The following is a 16,202-nucleotide window of genomic DNA, read 5'->3' as shown; positions in this document are numbered from 1 at the left end:
TCACGAGCCGGGCGCGCTGATAGTCGTATTGCGACGCCGATACGCTCCAATGAGAAAGAAACGAGCCAGTTCTCTATCCGTTCAAATCCGAGAGAGATATTATTGCACGAATCCGTCCACTGCAAAGTTTCATTGTAGAGATAAATAGGGCGGTTTGTTGACTAACATCCGATTTATTATACATTATTTTGGTGTATTATTTCCAGAATGGAGCCATTTGAATGAATGACCTGACGCGACATAGAGATGAAAGTTCTCTCACGGCGCGACCGGTTCGCGTGGCGGCCTCGACGCAGGCTGAATTGCGCGACGCCAAGATTCCCTGGTCCGGGCCGATTCAGGGCATGGTCGAACCTCGTCAGTGAAAGTCCCGACTCGGAAACAACTTTCTGGATTGTTCGCGCGGATGGCGCGCCGGAGAAGCTCGAGAGCCCATCGAAGCTCGGAGGGTTGGGTCAGGGCGCCCGCGCTTCGCCTCCGGCGTCCCGTTCATCGCCTCTCCCAGCCGGGAAAGTCGATCGGAAAGGTCCTCGACCGTTCTCGCGATCAGATGGACGACGATCCCCTCGCGCTCCAGCCGCCCGGCCACGCGCAGCAATCGCCCGGCGATAATCGCCCGGCGAAACTGTTCATAAACCTTCGGCCAGACTACGACATTGCTGATTCCTGTCTCGTCCTCCAGTGTGATGAAAATCACCCCCGAGGCCGTTCCCGGCCGCTGGCGGGTGATGACGAGCCCGCAGACGGCGACATCCCGCCGCGAAGCCTCCTGCAATTCGGCATGCGGGGTGAGACCGGGCAAGGCGGGGCGCAACAGTTCCATCGGGTGCGCCCTGAGGCTGAGGCGCATCGAGAGATAATCCTCGATCACCTCTTCCCCGAGACGCATGGCCGGCAGCGCGACATCGGGCTCGCGAACGCCCTCGCCGTCGATCCTGTCGTCGAAGAGCAGCAGCGGCCGCGCGCCGCGGATCGCCTTGACCCGCCAGAGCGCTTTCCGGCGCGACAGGCCGAGACGGGCGAAAGCGTCGGCGTCCGCCAGTTTTTCGAGAGCCGCCGGCGCCGTCCCGGCCCTGAGCCAGAGGCTTTCCGGATCCGGATATCCGTTACCCCGCGCCGCTACGATCCAGTCCGCGTCCTCCTTCCGAAATCCCTTGATCTGTCGAAAGCCGAGCCGCAGCGCGAGCGCGCCGTCGGTCCGACGCTCCAGCGTGTTGTCCCACTGGCTGGCGTTGACGCAGATCGGGCGTACCTCGATCCGATGCTCGCGGACATCCCGCACGATCTGCGCCGGAGCGTAAAACCCCATCGGCTGCGCATTGAGGAGCGCGCAGGCGAAAGCGGCGGGGTGATGATGCTTCAGCCAAGCGGAGACATAGGCGAGCATCGCGAAGCTGGCGGCGTGACTTTCAGGAAAGCCGTAATCGGCGAAACCCTCGATCTGCGAGAAACAGCGCGCCGCGAAATCCGGCTTGTAACCGCGCTCCAGCATACCGGCGACGAACCGGTCCCTGAACTCCCCGATCGTTCCCATGCGCCGAAAGGTGGCGAGGGAACGGCGCAAGCGGTCGGCCTCCTCCGGCGTGAAGCCGGCGGCGACCACGGCGATCTGCATCGCCTGTTCCTGAAAGAGCGGCACGCCGAGAGTCTTGCCGAGAACGTCTTCAAGCTCCCGAGACGGAAATGAGACCTTTTCCTTCTTCCGCCGTCGCTTGATATAAGGTTGCACCATGCCGCCCTGAATCGGGCCGGGGCGGACGATGGCGACCTCGATCACCAGATCATAGAATTCGCGCGGTCGCATGCGGGGCAGGAAATTCATCTGCGCCCGGCTCTCCACCTGAAAGACGCCGATCGCATCCGCCTCGCAGAGCATGTCATAGGTCGCCTCGTCATCCTGCGGAATGGCGGCGATGGAAAGACGCTCGCCGTCATGTTCGGCGATCAGGTCGAAGCATTTGCGGATGCAGGTCAGCATCCCCAGCGACAGCACGTCGATCTTCAGAATGCCGAGCGCGTCGATATCGTCCTTGTCCCATTCGATGACCGTGCGGTCCTCCATCGCGGCGTTCTCGATCGGGCAGAGCTCGTCCAGCCGCCCCCTGGTGATCACGAAACCGCCTACATGCTGCGAGAGATGCCGGGGAAAGCCGATGATCTCCCGGATCATCTCAAGCGTCTGGACGAGGCGCCGGTCGGAAGGGTCGAGGCCGACCTCGCGGATCTGCGCCTCGTCGACGCCTTCGTCGGACCAGCCCCAGGTGCGGCCAGAGAGCGCGGCGACGATATCCTGGCTCAGTCCCATGACCTTGCCGACTTCGCGGATCGCGGCGCGGGAACGGAAATGGATCACCGTGGCGCAGAGCCCGGCGCGCGCTCGACCGTAATGCTCATAGATATGCTGGATGACCTCCTCCCGGCGCTCATGTTCGAAATCGACGTCGATATCGGGCGGTTCGCCGCGCTGTTCGGACATGAAACGCTCAAAGACCATGGCTATGGTCTCGGGGCCGACTTCGGTGATGCCGAGCGCGTAGCAAATGATCGAATTCGCCGCCGATCCCCGCCCCTGGCAGAGGATACCAAGGCCGCGCGCATGGACGACGATGTCGTGGACCGTCAGGAAATAGGCGGCGAAGCCCAGCTTCTCGACAATTGCGAGCTCCTTGCGGACCAGGGCGCGGATACGTTCAGAAACACCCTGCGGATAGCGGTGGCGCAACCCTTCCTCAGTCAGGCGGGCGAGCCGGGCCTGCGGCGTCTCGCTTCCGACGATCTCGTCCGGATATTCATAGGAGAGCTCGTCCAGGCTGAATCCGCAGCGACCCGCGATCTCGACCGTGCGGCGGATTGCAGCGGGATGGTTGCGAAAGAGCTTGGCCATCTCCCCCGGCGTCTTGAGGCGGCGCTCGGCGTTCGCCAACGCCCGAACGCCAATCCCGTCGATCGTGAGATGTTCGCGCATGCAGGTCAGCACATCCGCCAGGCGCCGGCGCCGGGCGTGATGCATCAGGACATCGCCAAGCGTGACCATCGGCGCCGCCACGTCGGCGGCCAGCCGGGCGCAGGCGTCGAAGCGCGCCTGATCGCGGCCGTCATAGCGCGGCGCGGCGCCAAGAAAGACGTTCCCCGGAAAGCGCTCGGCCATCGCCCGGACAGGCCCGCGAACGCCGCGCAGCCCCTTGCGCGGCAGGGCGATCAGGATCATCCCGACGCAGCCCTCCAGCATGTCGGCGCTGTCGAGATCGCACCGGCCCTTCTCCGCCCGCCGCTTGCCAAGGGTCAGGAGGCGCGTCAGCCGGGCGTAGGCCGCCCGGTCGGTCGGCAGGACGATCCAGTCGACGCCGCCGTCTCGCAGAACCAACCTTGCGCCCACGATCAGGCGCGGCAGGCGCGGCGCTTCGGGCCGCGTGAGCCCGTCACCCCCGCCTCTGTCCTGCCGGCTGCTGGGGTCGATCCGGGTCTGCGACCGGATTCTGAGTCCGCCCCCGGCCCCGCGCGCCAACTCCTTCAGCGCGGAATAGGCCCGCACCACGCCCGCCAGCGAATTATGATCGGTGATCGCGATCGCCTCCAGCCCCAGTTCGGCGGCGCGCATCACCAGCTCCTCCGGATGCGAGGCGCCGGTGAGAAAGGTGAAATTCGAGGTGACGCAAAGTTCGGCGTAGCTCACGCGAATTCCCCCTGCGCGAACCAGGCGGGGTTCTGCGGTGTATGAAACAGCCAGAGCCGTCGGCCCTCCCGCGTCTCCACCCGCCAGTAATCGCGCAGGCCCGAGCGCCAGGCCGGATCGTCCAGCCACCATTCCGGGGCGATCCGTTCCGGTCCGGTCGCCCGCGCGGTGGTCAGCGTCATCGCACGCCAGCGAAAACGCTTCGGCGGCGCGCTCCCCTTCGCCCCGATGGGTTCCGGCGGGAACATCACCAACGGCCGGGGCGGCGAAAACGCCGGCCAGGTCGCGGCGGGTTCGCTATAGGCGGCGCAGGCGGTGATGAATCCGCGCTCGGGAATATGGCTTTCGGCGGGCAGGAAACGGATGATCTTCTCCAGCCCGACACGAGCGCCGAGGCGGGTGATCAGGTCGGCCAGCCCGTCATCCGCCCCGGCGATCCGGGCGTCTTCTGGCGCGCCGCACTGGCTGATTTGGGCGGCGGGCGCATTATCGACCTGAACAGCCTCAAGACGGAGCTGGTCGATCCCGAACCCCGCATCGATCTTTTCGACATGCTTCTCGTAGAGGGCCAGAATCCGCCCCGCATCGCGCATGGCGCGCGCCAGGCGCAATTCGATCCGGCTGCTCGCCCGATCGACCCGCCGCAGGGTGAGATGAAGGACGCGCGCGCCCTTCTCCCGCGCCTCGAGTTGGCTGCAAAGCCGCTCCAGCATTCTCTCCAGCGCCGCCATGACGTCGCGGCTAAGGCCGATCGGCTCCGGCAGCGTCAGGCGGACCTGGAAGACCTTCGGCTCGGGGAGTGGCGAGACTTCTTCCGGCTGCCGGCCCAGAGCCTGATCGAGCCGGAGGAGTGGACCGGCGCCGAAACGGCGCGTCACCGTGGGGCGCGGCAGGTCCGCAAGGGCGTCGATGGTCCTCACCCCCACCCGGTTCAGGCTTGCGCAGGTCTTCTGATCCAGCCGCAGAGCCGCGACGGGAAGCTCTGCGAGACGCAACGCCGCCTCTCCCGGCGCCGCGCGCCCTTCGGCGAACCGCGCCAGCGCCCACGCGGCGCCGCGCGTATCGGCGAGCCCGATCCGGACGCTGAGTCCGGCTTTCGTCAGCGCGGCGCGCATATCATCCGCCAGCGCCGTTTCGCCGCCAAAAAGATGGGTCGAGCCGGAAATGTCCATCACCAGCCCGTCATCGCCCTCCAGACCCACCCAGGGACAGTAGCGCCCGGCCCAACGGGCGAGATTCAGCAGAAACCGGCGATCCGCCACCGGATCGACCTCTTCGACGCAGAGATCGGGACAGAGCGCGCGGGCGTCGGCGACCCCCTGCCCCCGGTATAGACCCTCCGCTTCGGCCGCCGGGTTCGGGCAATAGACCCGCTCTGCGTTGCCTTCTTTCCAGACGATCGCGAATGGGCCGGTCGTTGGCCGGTCTCGCAGACGCCGTTCACTCGCCAGTCGCGGAAACCATAGCGATGCGATGCGCCTGCTCATCCCAGCGAACCGTCCAAGATCCTAATGTTCCTGATTTGTTCTTTCTAAGACGCCAGCGCCAGCATGTCGAGTCGTCGGGGTCGAACTGCGGCTCGCAAAGCCAGCGCGTCTCGGCGGCGTTGCTGCCCATGCCCTCGGCGATCAGGAACATCCCCAGCGCCCCGCCCGCCTCCGCCGCCAGTTGCAACCGCCGGCCCGCCGTTAGATCCAGCGGCGCGCGCGTCTCCGCCACCACAGTCCCGACCGCGCCCGAGCGCAAGGCCTCCTCGGCCATCGCCAGCATCTCGATATGGCCGCCCGCCCCGGCCAGAAGCACCGTGCGGGGATCACAGAAACGGGCGAGCCCCAGCGGATTCACCCGCTCGCGCCGCCGGTCCTCGACAAGCCAGAGGACGCACCCTTCGCGCATTCCGCCGAGAATCGCCGCAAACCCGCGGGCGCCCGCCCCGCAAATCTCATGCGCGCGTCCCGCCCGAAGCGGAAAACAGCCTTGGAAAAGATCAGGCGTCTGCAAATCCGTTCACTCACATCTCGTCGCAGGGAAGAACAAGAATGAAAGAAGAACGCTGAGCCGGCAAGCGTGGCGAACGGGCGACGGCTCAGCGGCGCCGTGTCTTCTTGGCGAGCTTGGCGCGCTTCGCCCTGGCCTGGCCGAGCCGTCGTTTCGGCGCCCCGCCGCGCGATGCGGCGCGGGCCGGCTTGCCGAAACCCTCGGCGTCCAGCAATTCGAAAAGCAGCCCGCCGGTCAGCGGCGCGGCCTCCGCCAGCCTGACCCGGGCGCGGGCCCCCATGGTGATCGTCTTGCCGGTCTTCTCGCCGACGAGCGCCGCCCGCGCTTCGTCATACCGGAAATACTCCGCGCCAAGAGAGGAGATCGGCACCAGCCCGTCGGCGCCGCTCTCGTCCAGCTTCACGAACAGTCCGAACCGGGCGACGCCGGAGACGCGGCCGTCGAACTCCGCCCCTATGCGATCCGCGAGATAGGCGGAAAGATAGCGGTCCACCGTGTCGCGCTCGGCGTCCATCGAACGGCGCTCGGTCATCGAAATATGCTCGGCGATCCCTCCGAGATCCGCCGCCTCCTCCATCGTCTGGCCGTCATCACCCCAGCCATGCGCCGCGATCAGAGCCCGGTGGACGATCAGGTCGGCGTAACGCCGGATCGGCGAGGTGAAATGCGCATAAGATCTCAGCGAAAGCCCGAAATGACCGAAATTTTCCGGCGCGTAATAGGCCTGCGTCTGCGATCTGAGAACCGAGAGATTGATCAATTCGGCATCGGGAGTGCCGGCGGCGGCGTCGAGAAGCGCGTTCAGATGCCGCGTCTGAAGCACCTGCCCTTTCGCCAGCCGGTACCCCGCCTCCTCCGCGAGCGTGCGAAGCGCGTCCAACTTCAACGGGTTCGGCTCCTCATGCGCGCGATAGAGGAAGGGCCGACGCTTCTTCTCCAGCGTCTCGGCGGCGGCGACATTGGCGAGGATCATGAACTCCTCGATCAGCTTGTGCGCCGCCAGCCGCTCGCGAACCCGGACCGCGGTGACCTCGCCCGTTTCCGACAGCTCGATCCGGCGCTCGGGAAGCTCGAGATGCAGCGGCGCCCTGCGCTCGCGCGCCAGCCAGGCGGCTTTGAACGCGCCGTAGAGCGGTTTCAGCACCGACTCGACCAGCGGCGCGATCCCCTCATCCGGCGCGCCGTCCATCGCCGCCTGCACCCGCTCATAGGTCAGCGCGGCAGGAGAGCGCATCAGTCCGCGATGAAAGGAATGCCCCCGCATCCCGCCGTCCGGGCCGAGGACCATCCGCGCCGCGATGCAAGGCCGGTCAGCGCCCTCGTGGAGCGAACAGAGGTCGCCAGACAGGGAATCGGGAAGCATCGGCACGACCCGGTCCGGGAAATAAGTCGAGTTGCCGCGCTTTCTCGCCTCTCGATCCAGCGCCGAGCCGGGCCGGACGTAATGCGCGACATCGGCGATGGCGACCCAGACGACCCAGCCGTCCTCACGGTCCGGGTCCGGCTCCGCGCAGACCGCATCGTCATGGTCGCGCGCATCGGCGGGGTCGATGGTGATGAGCGGCAGATGGCGGAGATCCTCACGCCCCTTCAGCCCCCTCACCGGCTTCGCCGCCTCCGCTTCGCGAAGCGCCGCTTCGGGAAACTCGGTCGGAATTCCATGCGCGTGAACCGCGATAAGCGAGACGCTGCGCGCCGCTCCGGGGTCGCCCAGCCGCTCCACCACCTTCGCGCGCCGCAGACCGAAACGCGGGCCGGGCAGCGTCTCCACCTCCACTAGTTCGCCATCGCGGGCGTCGTCCGAGTCAACCAGGATCATTTCATCCTGCTTGCGATCGATGGGAACGAGGCGCCCCTCCCCGTCCTCGGCGCGATAAATGCCGAGAGCCCGTCGGGCGCCCCCGGCGATCTTGCGGATCATCCGGGCCTCGTAGAGACCATCCTCCGTCTGGCTCGCGATGAGCCGCGCCAGCAGCCGGTCGCCTCTCGTCAGCGCCGGATCGCCCTTCTTCTCCACGACGATGATGCGCGGCGGCGGGGTCTCATCCTCCCACGACTCAGGCTTGGCGAAAAGATCGCCGCCATCGCCCGTCCCGATCACCGAAAGCATGCCCACCGGCGGCAGGGCCCCGTCGCCACGGAAGGTCTTGCGCCCGCCCTTTTTCAATACGCCTTCGTCGCGCATCTCGCGGATCATACGCTTCAGCTCGATCCGCCCCGCGCCCTTGATATTGAACGCCCGGGCGATGTCGCGTTTCGAAGCTCGCCCCGGATTATCGCGAACCCAGTCGAGAATTTCGTTCTTGGTGGGAATATCTTTCATCCGCGATGATATGGAGGAGTGACCGGGCCGCGTCCAGCGGCCCTCACTCCGTCAGCGCGGCGTAGGCCATGTTCTGGAGATCGAAGGACGCGCCCGGCCAGTTGAAATTCTGCGCCATCAGAACCACAAAGAGATCGGAAGCTGGATCGACCGTGAACCAGGTCTCCGCCGCGCCGGACCAGCCGAAGGCCTCCGGCCGGCTCACCAGCGGCCCGCCCGGCTGGCTCACTGCGAAGCCAAGCCCGAATCCCTGCCCCCAAGGACCGGAATTGACCGAGTTCGGCGGCAATTCGATCCCTATCGGCATCACGCCGGCGCAATGGTTCCGCGTGGCATGCGCCAGCGTCGCCTGCGACAACAAGCGCGGCGCGCCCCCACCCCGCGCGTCCAGCAACAGCGCGCCGGCGAAGCGCGCGGAGTCCTCGAGCGTGGAGAACAGCCCGTGCCCACCGCGCGCGAATCCCGGCATGTCATGCGGATATGTCGTGGCGAACTCCTTCGAGGATAGCAGCCCGCCATCCACCCCGCCCACCAGCGGCGCGACCCGTCCTTCCGCCGCCGCGCCGGGGCAGAAGGAGGTCTCGTTCATCCCAAGCGGCCCCGTCACCCGCTTCGCGACGATCTCACCGAGCGGCGCGCCCTCGACCTCCTCGATCAGCGCGCCGAGGACATCGGTCGCAACCGAATAGAGAAAGCGCGACCCCGGCTCGAACTGAAGCGGAATCCTGGCGATTCTCTTCGCTTCCTCGCCAAGCGTCACGGAAGCATCGGCGTGGACCCTCGCCGCGTTCATCATCGCGCCGGTGGCGTCGCCCATGAAACCATAGGAAAGCTCTGCGGTATGCGTCATCAGATGATATACCAGCATCCGTCGGCCAGCGCGCCTCGGCCCGGTCTGGGTGAACGCCAGCGGCGCCTCGAACGCCGGCAGGTAGCGCGTGACCGGATGGAAAAGCTGTAGCCGCCCCTCCTCGACCAGTTGAAGCGCGATAACCGAAACGATCGGCTTGGCCATCTAATAGATACGATAGAGCGACGCCGCCGCCTCGGTCGCGCCGCGATGCACGACGCCGGACGCATCGCCGAACGCCCATTCGAGCCGCTCGTAATCGCCGGCCGCGACCCGGCTTTCGAGCCGCGCGTCTATCAGGGCGAGGCGGCCGCTGTCGAACAGGGTCACGCCGCCAGACGCGCCTTCGCGGCATCGTACTCCGCCGCGATCCGCCCGATCAGTTCGGCGGCGTCCTGCACACGGTCGATCGCGCCGACCCCCTGCCCGCAGCCCCAGATGTCCTTCCACGCCTTGGTCCTGCCCGAGCCGAAGCTCATCTTCGAGGGGTCGGAGGCGGGCAGATCGTCAGGGTCGAGTCCCGCATTCTCGATGCTGCGCCGCAGGTAGTTCCCGTGAACGCCGGTGAAGAGATTCGTGTAGACGATGTCCTCGCCGTTCGCGTCGACGACCGCCTGCTTCTGCTCGTCCGGCGCCCGCGCCTCCGTCGTCGCGATGAATGGCGAACCGATATAGGCGAGGTCGGCGCCCATCGCCTGCGTCGCCAGCACCGCGCCGCCCGTCGCGATCGAACCGGAGAGAAGAAGCGGCCCATCGAACCATGACCGGATCGACTGCACCAGCGCGAAGGGCGAAAGCGTGCCCGCGTGCCCGCCCGCGCCCCAGGCCACCGCGATCAGCCCGTCGGCGCCCTTCTCGACCGCCTTGCGCGCGAACTTGTCGTTGATCACGTCGTGAAGGGTGACGCCGCCGACCGAATGCATCGCCTCGTTCACCTCCTCGCGCGCGCCGAGCGAGGTGATCGTGATCGGCACACGATATTTCATGCAGATATCGATATCGCGCATCAGTCGATCATTGGAGCGATGAACGATCTGATTGATGGCATAGGGCGCCGCGGGATTGTCGGGGTTCGCCTGGTTATGCCTGTCCAGTTCCTCCGTGATCTCCTTCAGCCAGACCTCCAGCAACTCGGCCGGCCGTGCATTCAGCGCCGGCATCGCGCCGACTATTCCAGCCTTGCACTGCGCAATCACCAGTTTCGGATTGGAAATGATGAACATCGGCGCGCCGACGACGGGCAGGCGAAGAGAGCCGAAAATCGGGGGCAACGACATGAGTTCTCCTTCGTTGAGAATTTGGTGGTCAGAACGCTAGGAACGGATCGACACTGTCAACACCTTCCCGAAGGGAAGCGACGCGCGCGCACCATGAACGTCACCGGAGTAGCGTCCGTCCACCCGTCAGGGACGGCCCGCCGCGCGCAGCGGCGGTCGAGGACCCGCTTTGCGAGGCGCCGTCGTCTTCATCTTCGAAGTCGCCATCGCCCAGGATCACCCTACGCTTTGGCGGGTTTGCGACGGGCGCGCTCGTCACCGCATCGTCCTCGCGCGCGTAGAAAAGGAACGCGCCCGCCCCGAGAACAAAAAACGTCATCGAAATCACTTCACCGAACAGGGCGACGGTCGCAAGCGTCAGCATGATGCTGATCAGCACGATATTCCACCCCAACCGGATATTATAGAGATCGGACCCCCTCTTGAACTTGCCGCCGCCGGCGCGGATCAAGCTGTTGAGAAAAACGCACAACAACAGAATAAACGCGGGAAGCCCAAATTGAACAGCGACCAGCATCCATTGGTTGTCTATGCTCTCCTTCATCCAGAATGGCCTCTCCCAATCATTTAGGCCGACCCCGAACCAGGGCGTCTTTCCGACCTGAATTGAGCCATATTCAAAGATCAGGTAGCGGTTCTGCGCTGTCGCGGAATTAAGCGCCAAGCGTTTGGAGATTTCATAGAGAGCCGGATAGGTCGAATAGATTTCGAGAGCAATATAAAGCGCCGCCAAGCCGCCCATAAGCAGCTTCCATTGCTTCTCGATGCTGTAGGTAATCTTCCCGTATGCAATCAAACCGATTTGGATGAGGGCGGAAAGCAAAGGTCCACTCGAAACGGAAAGCACACAATTCGTAAGACAAACCATAACCACAACTAAGCGCTTTGCATTGGTCGTCACGCCCGAAAGACAGACATAATAAAGGCCAACGAGCATTGAGCAGTAGAACCCGAAATGAATTGGATGTGAAAATACAACCTGGGCGCGATCAAGCCCCAGTCGCCTTTCATAGTTAACATCCGAAATGCTGGATATCCCCGGAATGGCGGATATTATTTTCGGAATAATGAACTGCGACGTTATGGATTCATAAAATGCGAAGGGAAGAAAGAATATAACAATGACCCCGAAAAACCTGACGAATGCTCGAAAATCGTCCGCGCTTCGGATCGTCGCGCGTGCAACCATATATCCGCCATATATTGACAGCGTCTGAAGCCCCACAAAAACAATCGCAAGATCCGGATTGTTGATAAGCATCGCCGTCAACATCCACAAAATGAAAACCAGCAACAGTATATCGTTAATAATTATCCTTCCATATGCTCCCGAAAATAATTTGATAAATAGGAATGGAAAAACACACAAAATTACAATCCGCGACGGCGTCAGATACAGCGTTCCGATCTGGAAATTAGCTGGGATTACAAACGAAACCAACAGTACAACGGCCAATGGCGCTAGACGCTTCTTTTCAATCGGTCGCACTCCGGAGACGTTCATGACACTTCCGTAACATATCTGCAGGCGTGACCGGATCGTATTTGTCGACGACACTCTCGGCTACGCAGACAATCGGACCGTAACCGTCCGCGTCTGCGTGATAAATCAGATCCCGCGCTGGGTCCATGTTTCGATTGTTCCGGGAGGGTTGATTGAGGACGATCACGCCTTGATCACGGCGCGAATTCTATGTCCGCGGACGTATGTTCAGCCGGGCCGGCAATCGCTAAGCTGACGGGCGGAGTATCACCGGGAGTTGGTGCAGCATGAAAACACTGGCGATCGGTTTCGCCGCCCTCGCGACCCTTACGAGTCTGGCTTCGGCGGAACCCGCGAAACGGCTGTTCGGCGCGCGCGCCGCGCCCGCGACTTCGATGGCGGCGGCGCCCGTCGGCTCCTACGCCAATGGGTGTCTCGCAGGCGGCGTCATGCTCCCCACTACCGGGCCTGGTTGGCAAGCTATGAGGCTGGAGCGCAACCGCAACTGGGGCCATCCTGAACTGGTCGCTTTCGTGGCCCGCCTCGGCGCGGCGGCGCAAAGCATCGGCTGGGACGGCGTCCTTGTCGGCGATCTCAGCCAACCGCGCGGCGGGCCGATGCTTTCAGGGCACGCTTCGCACCAGATCGGGCTCGATGTCGACATATGGATGCGGCCCGGTTACGCGCGCGAATTGACGCGCGCGGAGCGGAGCAAGCTTGGCTCCTTCTCCGTCGTCAGAGCAGACCGGCGCAGCGTCAACGACGCATGGACCCCGCGCCATGCGGCGTTGCTGCAAGCGGCGGCCGAAGATGACGCCGTGGCGCGGATATTCGTCAACGCCGCGATCAAGGACCAGCTTTGCCGCGACGTGGGGGGCGACCGGCTCTGGCTGAGAAAAATTCGGCCATGGTGGGGGCACGACGAACATTTTCATGTCCGGCTTACTTGTCCTAAGGGCGCGCCGGCCTGCACGGATCAGGCTCCGCCCCCAGCTGGCGACGGATGCGACGAGACGCTCGCCTGGTGGTTCTCGGACGAGGCGTTGAACCCGAAGCCCGCACCCGACGCTCCCAAACCGAAGCCCCGACGCGAACTCACGCTCGCCGATCTGCCCTCTGCCTGCGCCGCGGTGCTTAACGCCAAATGATCAAACCTCTCGTCGTCGCGGCGCTTCTCGCCGCCGCGCCAGCGCTGGCGGACGGCTTCACACCGCCGACCGCGCCGAAAAGCCGGTCGATGCAACTTGCGACGCCGGCGGGGGGCCCGCTGATCTTTCGCGGCGCCGTGGCGATAAGCCCGCCAGAACGCTGGTTTGGCGGCCTCTCCGGCCTGGCTATGGAGGGGCCCGGCGTCGCAATCGCGATCTCCGACACCGGAGACTGGTTTCGTATCGCGCTCCAGATCGAGAATGGGCGGCTCGTCGGCGTAGAGTCGATCATCGCCGCCCGGATGCTTGACGCCGAGGGGAGCCCCCTTCCCGGCGGCGCCCGCGACGCCGAGGGTCTGGCGCGCGATCCCGAATCCGGCCGGCTCTGGGTCTCTTATGAAGGTCGGCACAGGATCCTGGCGTTTGACCAGCCCGGCGGGCCTACACGGGCCCGGATCCAGCATCCCGAATGGGCGCATTTCAGCAAGAACAGGGGGATCGAAGCCCTTGCCCGCGACGTCGACGGTCAGCTTTGGGCCATCGGAGAGGGCGACTCCGGCGCCGTCTTCACGATCTGGATCGATGGACGCGAAGGGTGGAAGACGAAGACCATTCCGCGGCGCGGCTCCTATCGCCCAACCGGCGCCGATTTTGGGCCTGACGGCTGGCTCTATGTGACGGAACGGGCGTTCTCAGTCTTCAGGGGATTTCGCTTTCGGTTGCGACGGTTTCGTTGGGGCGACGGCGCGGCGCCGCTCGAAGAGGAGACGCTGCTCGATTTCGGCGCGGAAACGGATATCGACAACATCGAGAGCGTAGCGCTCTGGCGCGAAGCCGACCGGACCTATCTGTTTATCGCTTCCGACGACAATTTTCTGCCGATTCAACGCAATATCCTCGCTCTTTTCGAAGTCGTCGGTTGACGCTGTCACCGTGGCGCGAAACGGCGCGCTCACTCTGATCCAAAGAAAAAGGCGCCGCGGCGTACGAACCGCGGCGCCAGTCGACATCGGCGTCCACCACCGGCCTTCGCGGGACAGAACGCGAGGAACGGGTCAGCGCGCAGAGAGAATAAGCGCGCAGACAGAAAGGAAGGGATCCGACGTTCAGGCGAACGCGGTCGCCGCGAAACCAACGAAAACCATCACGCAGATCGCCGCAAGACCAAGCACATCGGCAAGGGCCTCTCCCGGACGGGCGGCTGCGAGTTCGATCAGTCTGCCTACCGCGCTCATGATGGAATCTTTCTGCTTTAGGTTGCATAATACGTGTTCTGATCCCTATTTGTTCTCTTTATCGCCCCAATGTCAAGAACATTACTCGAACATTAATGACCGTCAGGCGCCGTCCAGGTAACGGATCGTCGCATCGCGGTCGTGCAGATAAAGCAGAACACGCAGCGCTTCACCGCGCGCGCCGTCCAGACGGGGCTCGCGCTCCAGCACCAGGCGCGCATCAGATTGCGCGATGCGCATCAACGCGCCGTCGGCCTCCAGATCCGCGATTCGGAACTCGGGCAGACCGGACTGGGCGGTGCCAAGGAGATCTCCGGCGCCGCGGAGCTTCAGATCCTCCTCCGCGATGCGAAACCCGTCCTCTGTTTCACGAAGCACCGAGAGGCGCGCGCGCGCGGCGTCGCCAAGCGGACCGCGATAGAGGAGGAGGCAGGTCGACGCCTCCCCACCCCTGCCGACCCGCCCGCGAAGCTGGTGAAGCTGCGCGAGCCCGAAGCGCTCGGCCTGCTCGATCACCATGATCGTCGCCTCCGGCACGTCGACCCCAACCTCGATCACCGTTGTCGCGACCAGCACCTGAACCGCGCCCGAGGCGAAAGCGGCCATCGCCGAGTCCTTCTCGGCCGGCGGCATCTGGCCATGAACCAGCGCCACGTTCTCGGAGCCGAGCGCGATGCGCAGCGCGGCGGCGCGATCTTCCGCGGCGACCATGTCGGACGCGGCGCTCTCCTCGACCAGCGGACAGACCCAATAGGCCCGCCGCCCCGCCGCCACCGCGGCGCGAAGCCGCGCGACCACATCGTCAAGTCGATCGGCGTTGATCATCCGCGTCTCAATGGGCTGGCGCCCCGGCGGTTTCTCATCAAGCACCGAGATATCCATGTCGCCATGGCTCGCCAGCGCCAAAGTGCGCGGGATCGGCGTCGCGGTCATCGAGAGGACATCCACCCCTGCGCCCTTCTGCGTCAGTTCGATCCGCTGGCGAACGCCGAACCGGTGCTGCTCGTCGACGACGACGAGGCGCAGATCGGCGAATTCCACGCCCTTCTGGAAAAGCGCGTGAGTGCCGATCAGAATATCCGTCTCACCGGCCGTCAGGGCGGTTAGCTTCGCCGCGCGCGCGCCACCCTTGTCCCGCCCGGTCAACAGCGCCAGCCGAACGCCCGCCGCCTCCGCCAACGGGGAGAGAGACGCGAAATGCTGGCGCGCCAGGATCTCCGTCGGCGCCATCAGCGCGCCCTGCCCGCCCGCCTCCACCGCGGTCAGCAGCGCGAGCATCGCGACCAGCGTCTTGCCGGCGCCGACATCCCCCTGCAGGAGCCTGAGCATCCGGTCCGACGCCCCCATATCCGCCTCGATTTCGGCCGCGGCGCGCGACTGCGCTCCGGTCGGCGAATAGGGAAGCGCCGCCAGCAGCCGGTCGCGGAGCCGGCGGTCGCCGCTGGACGCCCGCCCCCGCCCGCGCCGCATCCGCGCCCGGGCCAGCGCCAGAGTCAGCGCGTGCGCCAGCACCTCGTCATAGGCGAGCCGCCGGCGCGCCGGGGAAGAATGCGAGAGCGCCATTCGCCCGTCCGGCGCATGAAGCACGCCGAGCGCGTCCCGCCAGTCCGGCCAGCCCTCACGCGCCTTCAGGGGCGGGTCCAGCCATTCGGGAAGCGCCGGCGCCAGCGCGAGCGCCGCAGCGACCGCCTTCGCCACCTGGCGCTGCCCCAAACCGGCAGTGAGCGGGTAGACGGGCTCAAACGGCGGCAACGCCTCCGCCTCCGCCGTGGTCAACACATGATCGGGGTGCGTCATCTGCATGACGCCGTCGAAAATCTCCACCTTGCCGGAGACGACGCGCCGCTGGCCGGTCGGCAGAGTCCGGCGCAACCAGTCTTCATGCGCGCGAAAGAAGGTGAGGATGAACTCCGCCCCCGCGTCGCGCACCATCACGCGGTAGGGTCGGCCCTTTGCGTTCGGCGGGTGATGCGCGCCGACCTCGACCTCCACTGTCGCCACTTCATCGAGCGCAGCGCCGGCGATGGAGGGACGGATGCGCCGGTCGATCACCCCGGTCGGCGCGGTGAAGAGAAGGTCGCGCGGCCGCGTCGCACCGAGCTTGGCGTAGAGCTTCGCGGTCTTCTCGCCAATTCCCGGCAGGCTGGCGATTTCGGCGAAGAGCGGCCAGAGAACCTCCGGTCGGCCCGGCGACTGCGAAGGCTTCGTCACCATC

13 protein-coding genes are annotated in these 16,202 nt (G+C 65.1%); 3 read left to right on the top strand and 10 right to left on the bottom strand.

What is annotated here, in order from left to right:
• Positions 1-221 precede the first annotated feature (221 nt).
• The gene (locus G5B40_RS01705; protein WP_165094262.1) at positions 222-365 is read left to right on the top strand and encodes a hypothetical protein; all 144 of its coding nucleotides are present in this window, start codon (positions 222-224) and stop codon (positions 363-365) included.
• Here G5B40_RS01705 and G5B40_RS01700 read toward each other — a convergent pair.
• The 8 genes from G5B40_RS01700 to G5B40_RS01665 all read right to left on the bottom strand — a co-directional run bounded on the left by G5B40_RS01700 (position 359) and on the right by G5B40_RS01665 (position 11,625).
• Entirely contained in the window at positions 359-3,673 is a 3,315-nt protein-coding gene (locus G5B40_RS01700; RefSeq protein WP_179961572.1) for an error-prone DNA polymerase, read from the bottom strand. The genes G5B40_RS01705 and G5B40_RS01700 overlap by 7 nt on opposite strands.
• Positions 3,670-5,160: a Y-family DNA polymerase gene (locus tag G5B40_RS01695; protein WP_165094257.1), complete on the bottom strand. Its 1,491-nt coding sequence runs from the start codon at positions 5,158-5,160 to the stop codon at positions 3,670-3,672. Before G5B40_RS01695 ends, G5B40_RS01700 begins: the two co-directional genes overlap by 4 nt.
• Positions 5,114-5,674 carry an ImuA family protein gene (locus G5B40_RS01690; protein ID WP_165094254.1) on the bottom strand — a complete coding sequence of 187 codons (561 nt, stop codon included), beginning with the start codon at positions 5,672-5,674 and terminating at the stop codon, positions 5,114-5,116. Before G5B40_RS01690 ends, G5B40_RS01695 begins: the two co-directional genes overlap by 47 nt.
• A gap of 85 nt (positions 5,675-5,759) precedes the next feature.
• Positions 5,760-7,994, bottom strand: a complete 2,235-nt coding sequence (rnr, locus tag G5B40_RS01685; protein ID WP_165094251.1) for a ribonuclease R — start codon at positions 7,992-7,994, stop codon at positions 5,760-5,762.
• Positions 7,995-8,037: 43 nt separating this feature from the next.
• On the bottom strand, positions 8,038-9,009 hold the full coding sequence (locus G5B40_RS01680) for a serine hydrolase domain-containing protein (RefSeq protein ID WP_165094249.1): 972 nt from the start codon (positions 9,007-9,009) through the stop codon (positions 8,038-8,040).
• Positions 9,010-9,174, bottom strand: a complete 165-nt coding sequence (locus G5B40_RS01675; protein ID WP_165094246.1) for a hypothetical protein — start codon at positions 9,172-9,174, stop codon at positions 9,010-9,012.
• Entirely contained in the window at positions 9,171-10,121 is a 951-nt protein-coding gene (locus G5B40_RS01670) for an NAD(P)H-dependent flavin oxidoreductase (RefSeq protein ID WP_165094243.1), read from the bottom strand. Before G5B40_RS01670 ends, G5B40_RS01675 begins: the two co-directional genes overlap by 4 nt.
• 100 nt (positions 10,122-10,221) lie before the next feature.
• A complete protein-coding gene (locus G5B40_RS01665) occupies positions 10,222-11,625 on the bottom strand; it encodes an O-antigen ligase family protein (protein WP_165094240.1) in 1,404 nt (467 codons plus the stop codon).
• A 266-nt stretch (positions 11,626-11,891) separates the two neighbouring features.
• On the opposite strand from G5B40_RS01665, the gene mepA reads away from it, so the two are divergent.
• Both mepA and G5B40_RS01655 read left to right on the top strand, forming a co-directional pair.
• Positions 11,892-12,752, top strand: a complete 861-nt coding sequence (gene mepA, locus G5B40_RS01660; protein WP_165094238.1) for a penicillin-insensitive murein endopeptidase — start codon at positions 11,892-11,894, stop codon at positions 12,750-12,752.
• Complete coding sequence (locus G5B40_RS01655; RefSeq protein WP_165094235.1) at positions 12,749-13,675, top strand: esterase-like activity of phytase family protein; 927 nt, start codon at positions 12,749-12,751, stop codon at positions 13,673-13,675. Before mepA ends, G5B40_RS01655 begins: the two co-directional genes overlap by 4 nt.
• 183 nt (positions 13,676-13,858) lie before the next feature.
• Here G5B40_RS01655 and G5B40_RS21345 read toward each other — a convergent pair whose 3' ends face one another.
• Both G5B40_RS21345 and recG read right to left on the bottom strand, forming a co-directional pair.
• Entirely contained in the window at positions 13,859-13,987 is a 129-nt protein-coding gene (locus G5B40_RS21345) for a hypothetical protein (RefSeq protein ID WP_281350545.1), read from the bottom strand.
• A gap of 102 nt (positions 13,988-14,089) precedes the next feature.
• Positions 14,090-16,201: an ATP-dependent DNA helicase RecG gene (gene recG / locus G5B40_RS01650; RefSeq protein ID WP_165094232.1), complete on the bottom strand. Its 2,112-nt coding sequence runs from the start codon at positions 16,199-16,201 to the stop codon at positions 14,090-14,092.
• Between the last annotated feature and the right edge of the window lies 1 nt (position 16,202).

It is taken from the genome of Pikeienuella piscinae (assembly GCF_011044155.1).
GTDB classification, from domain to species: domain Bacteria; phylum Pseudomonadota; class Alphaproteobacteria; order Rhodobacterales; family Rhodobacteraceae; genus Pikeienuella; species Pikeienuella piscinae.
The sequence above is the reverse complement of the archived record's forward strand: the minus strand, read 5'-3'. Positions and strand labels throughout refer to the sequence as shown.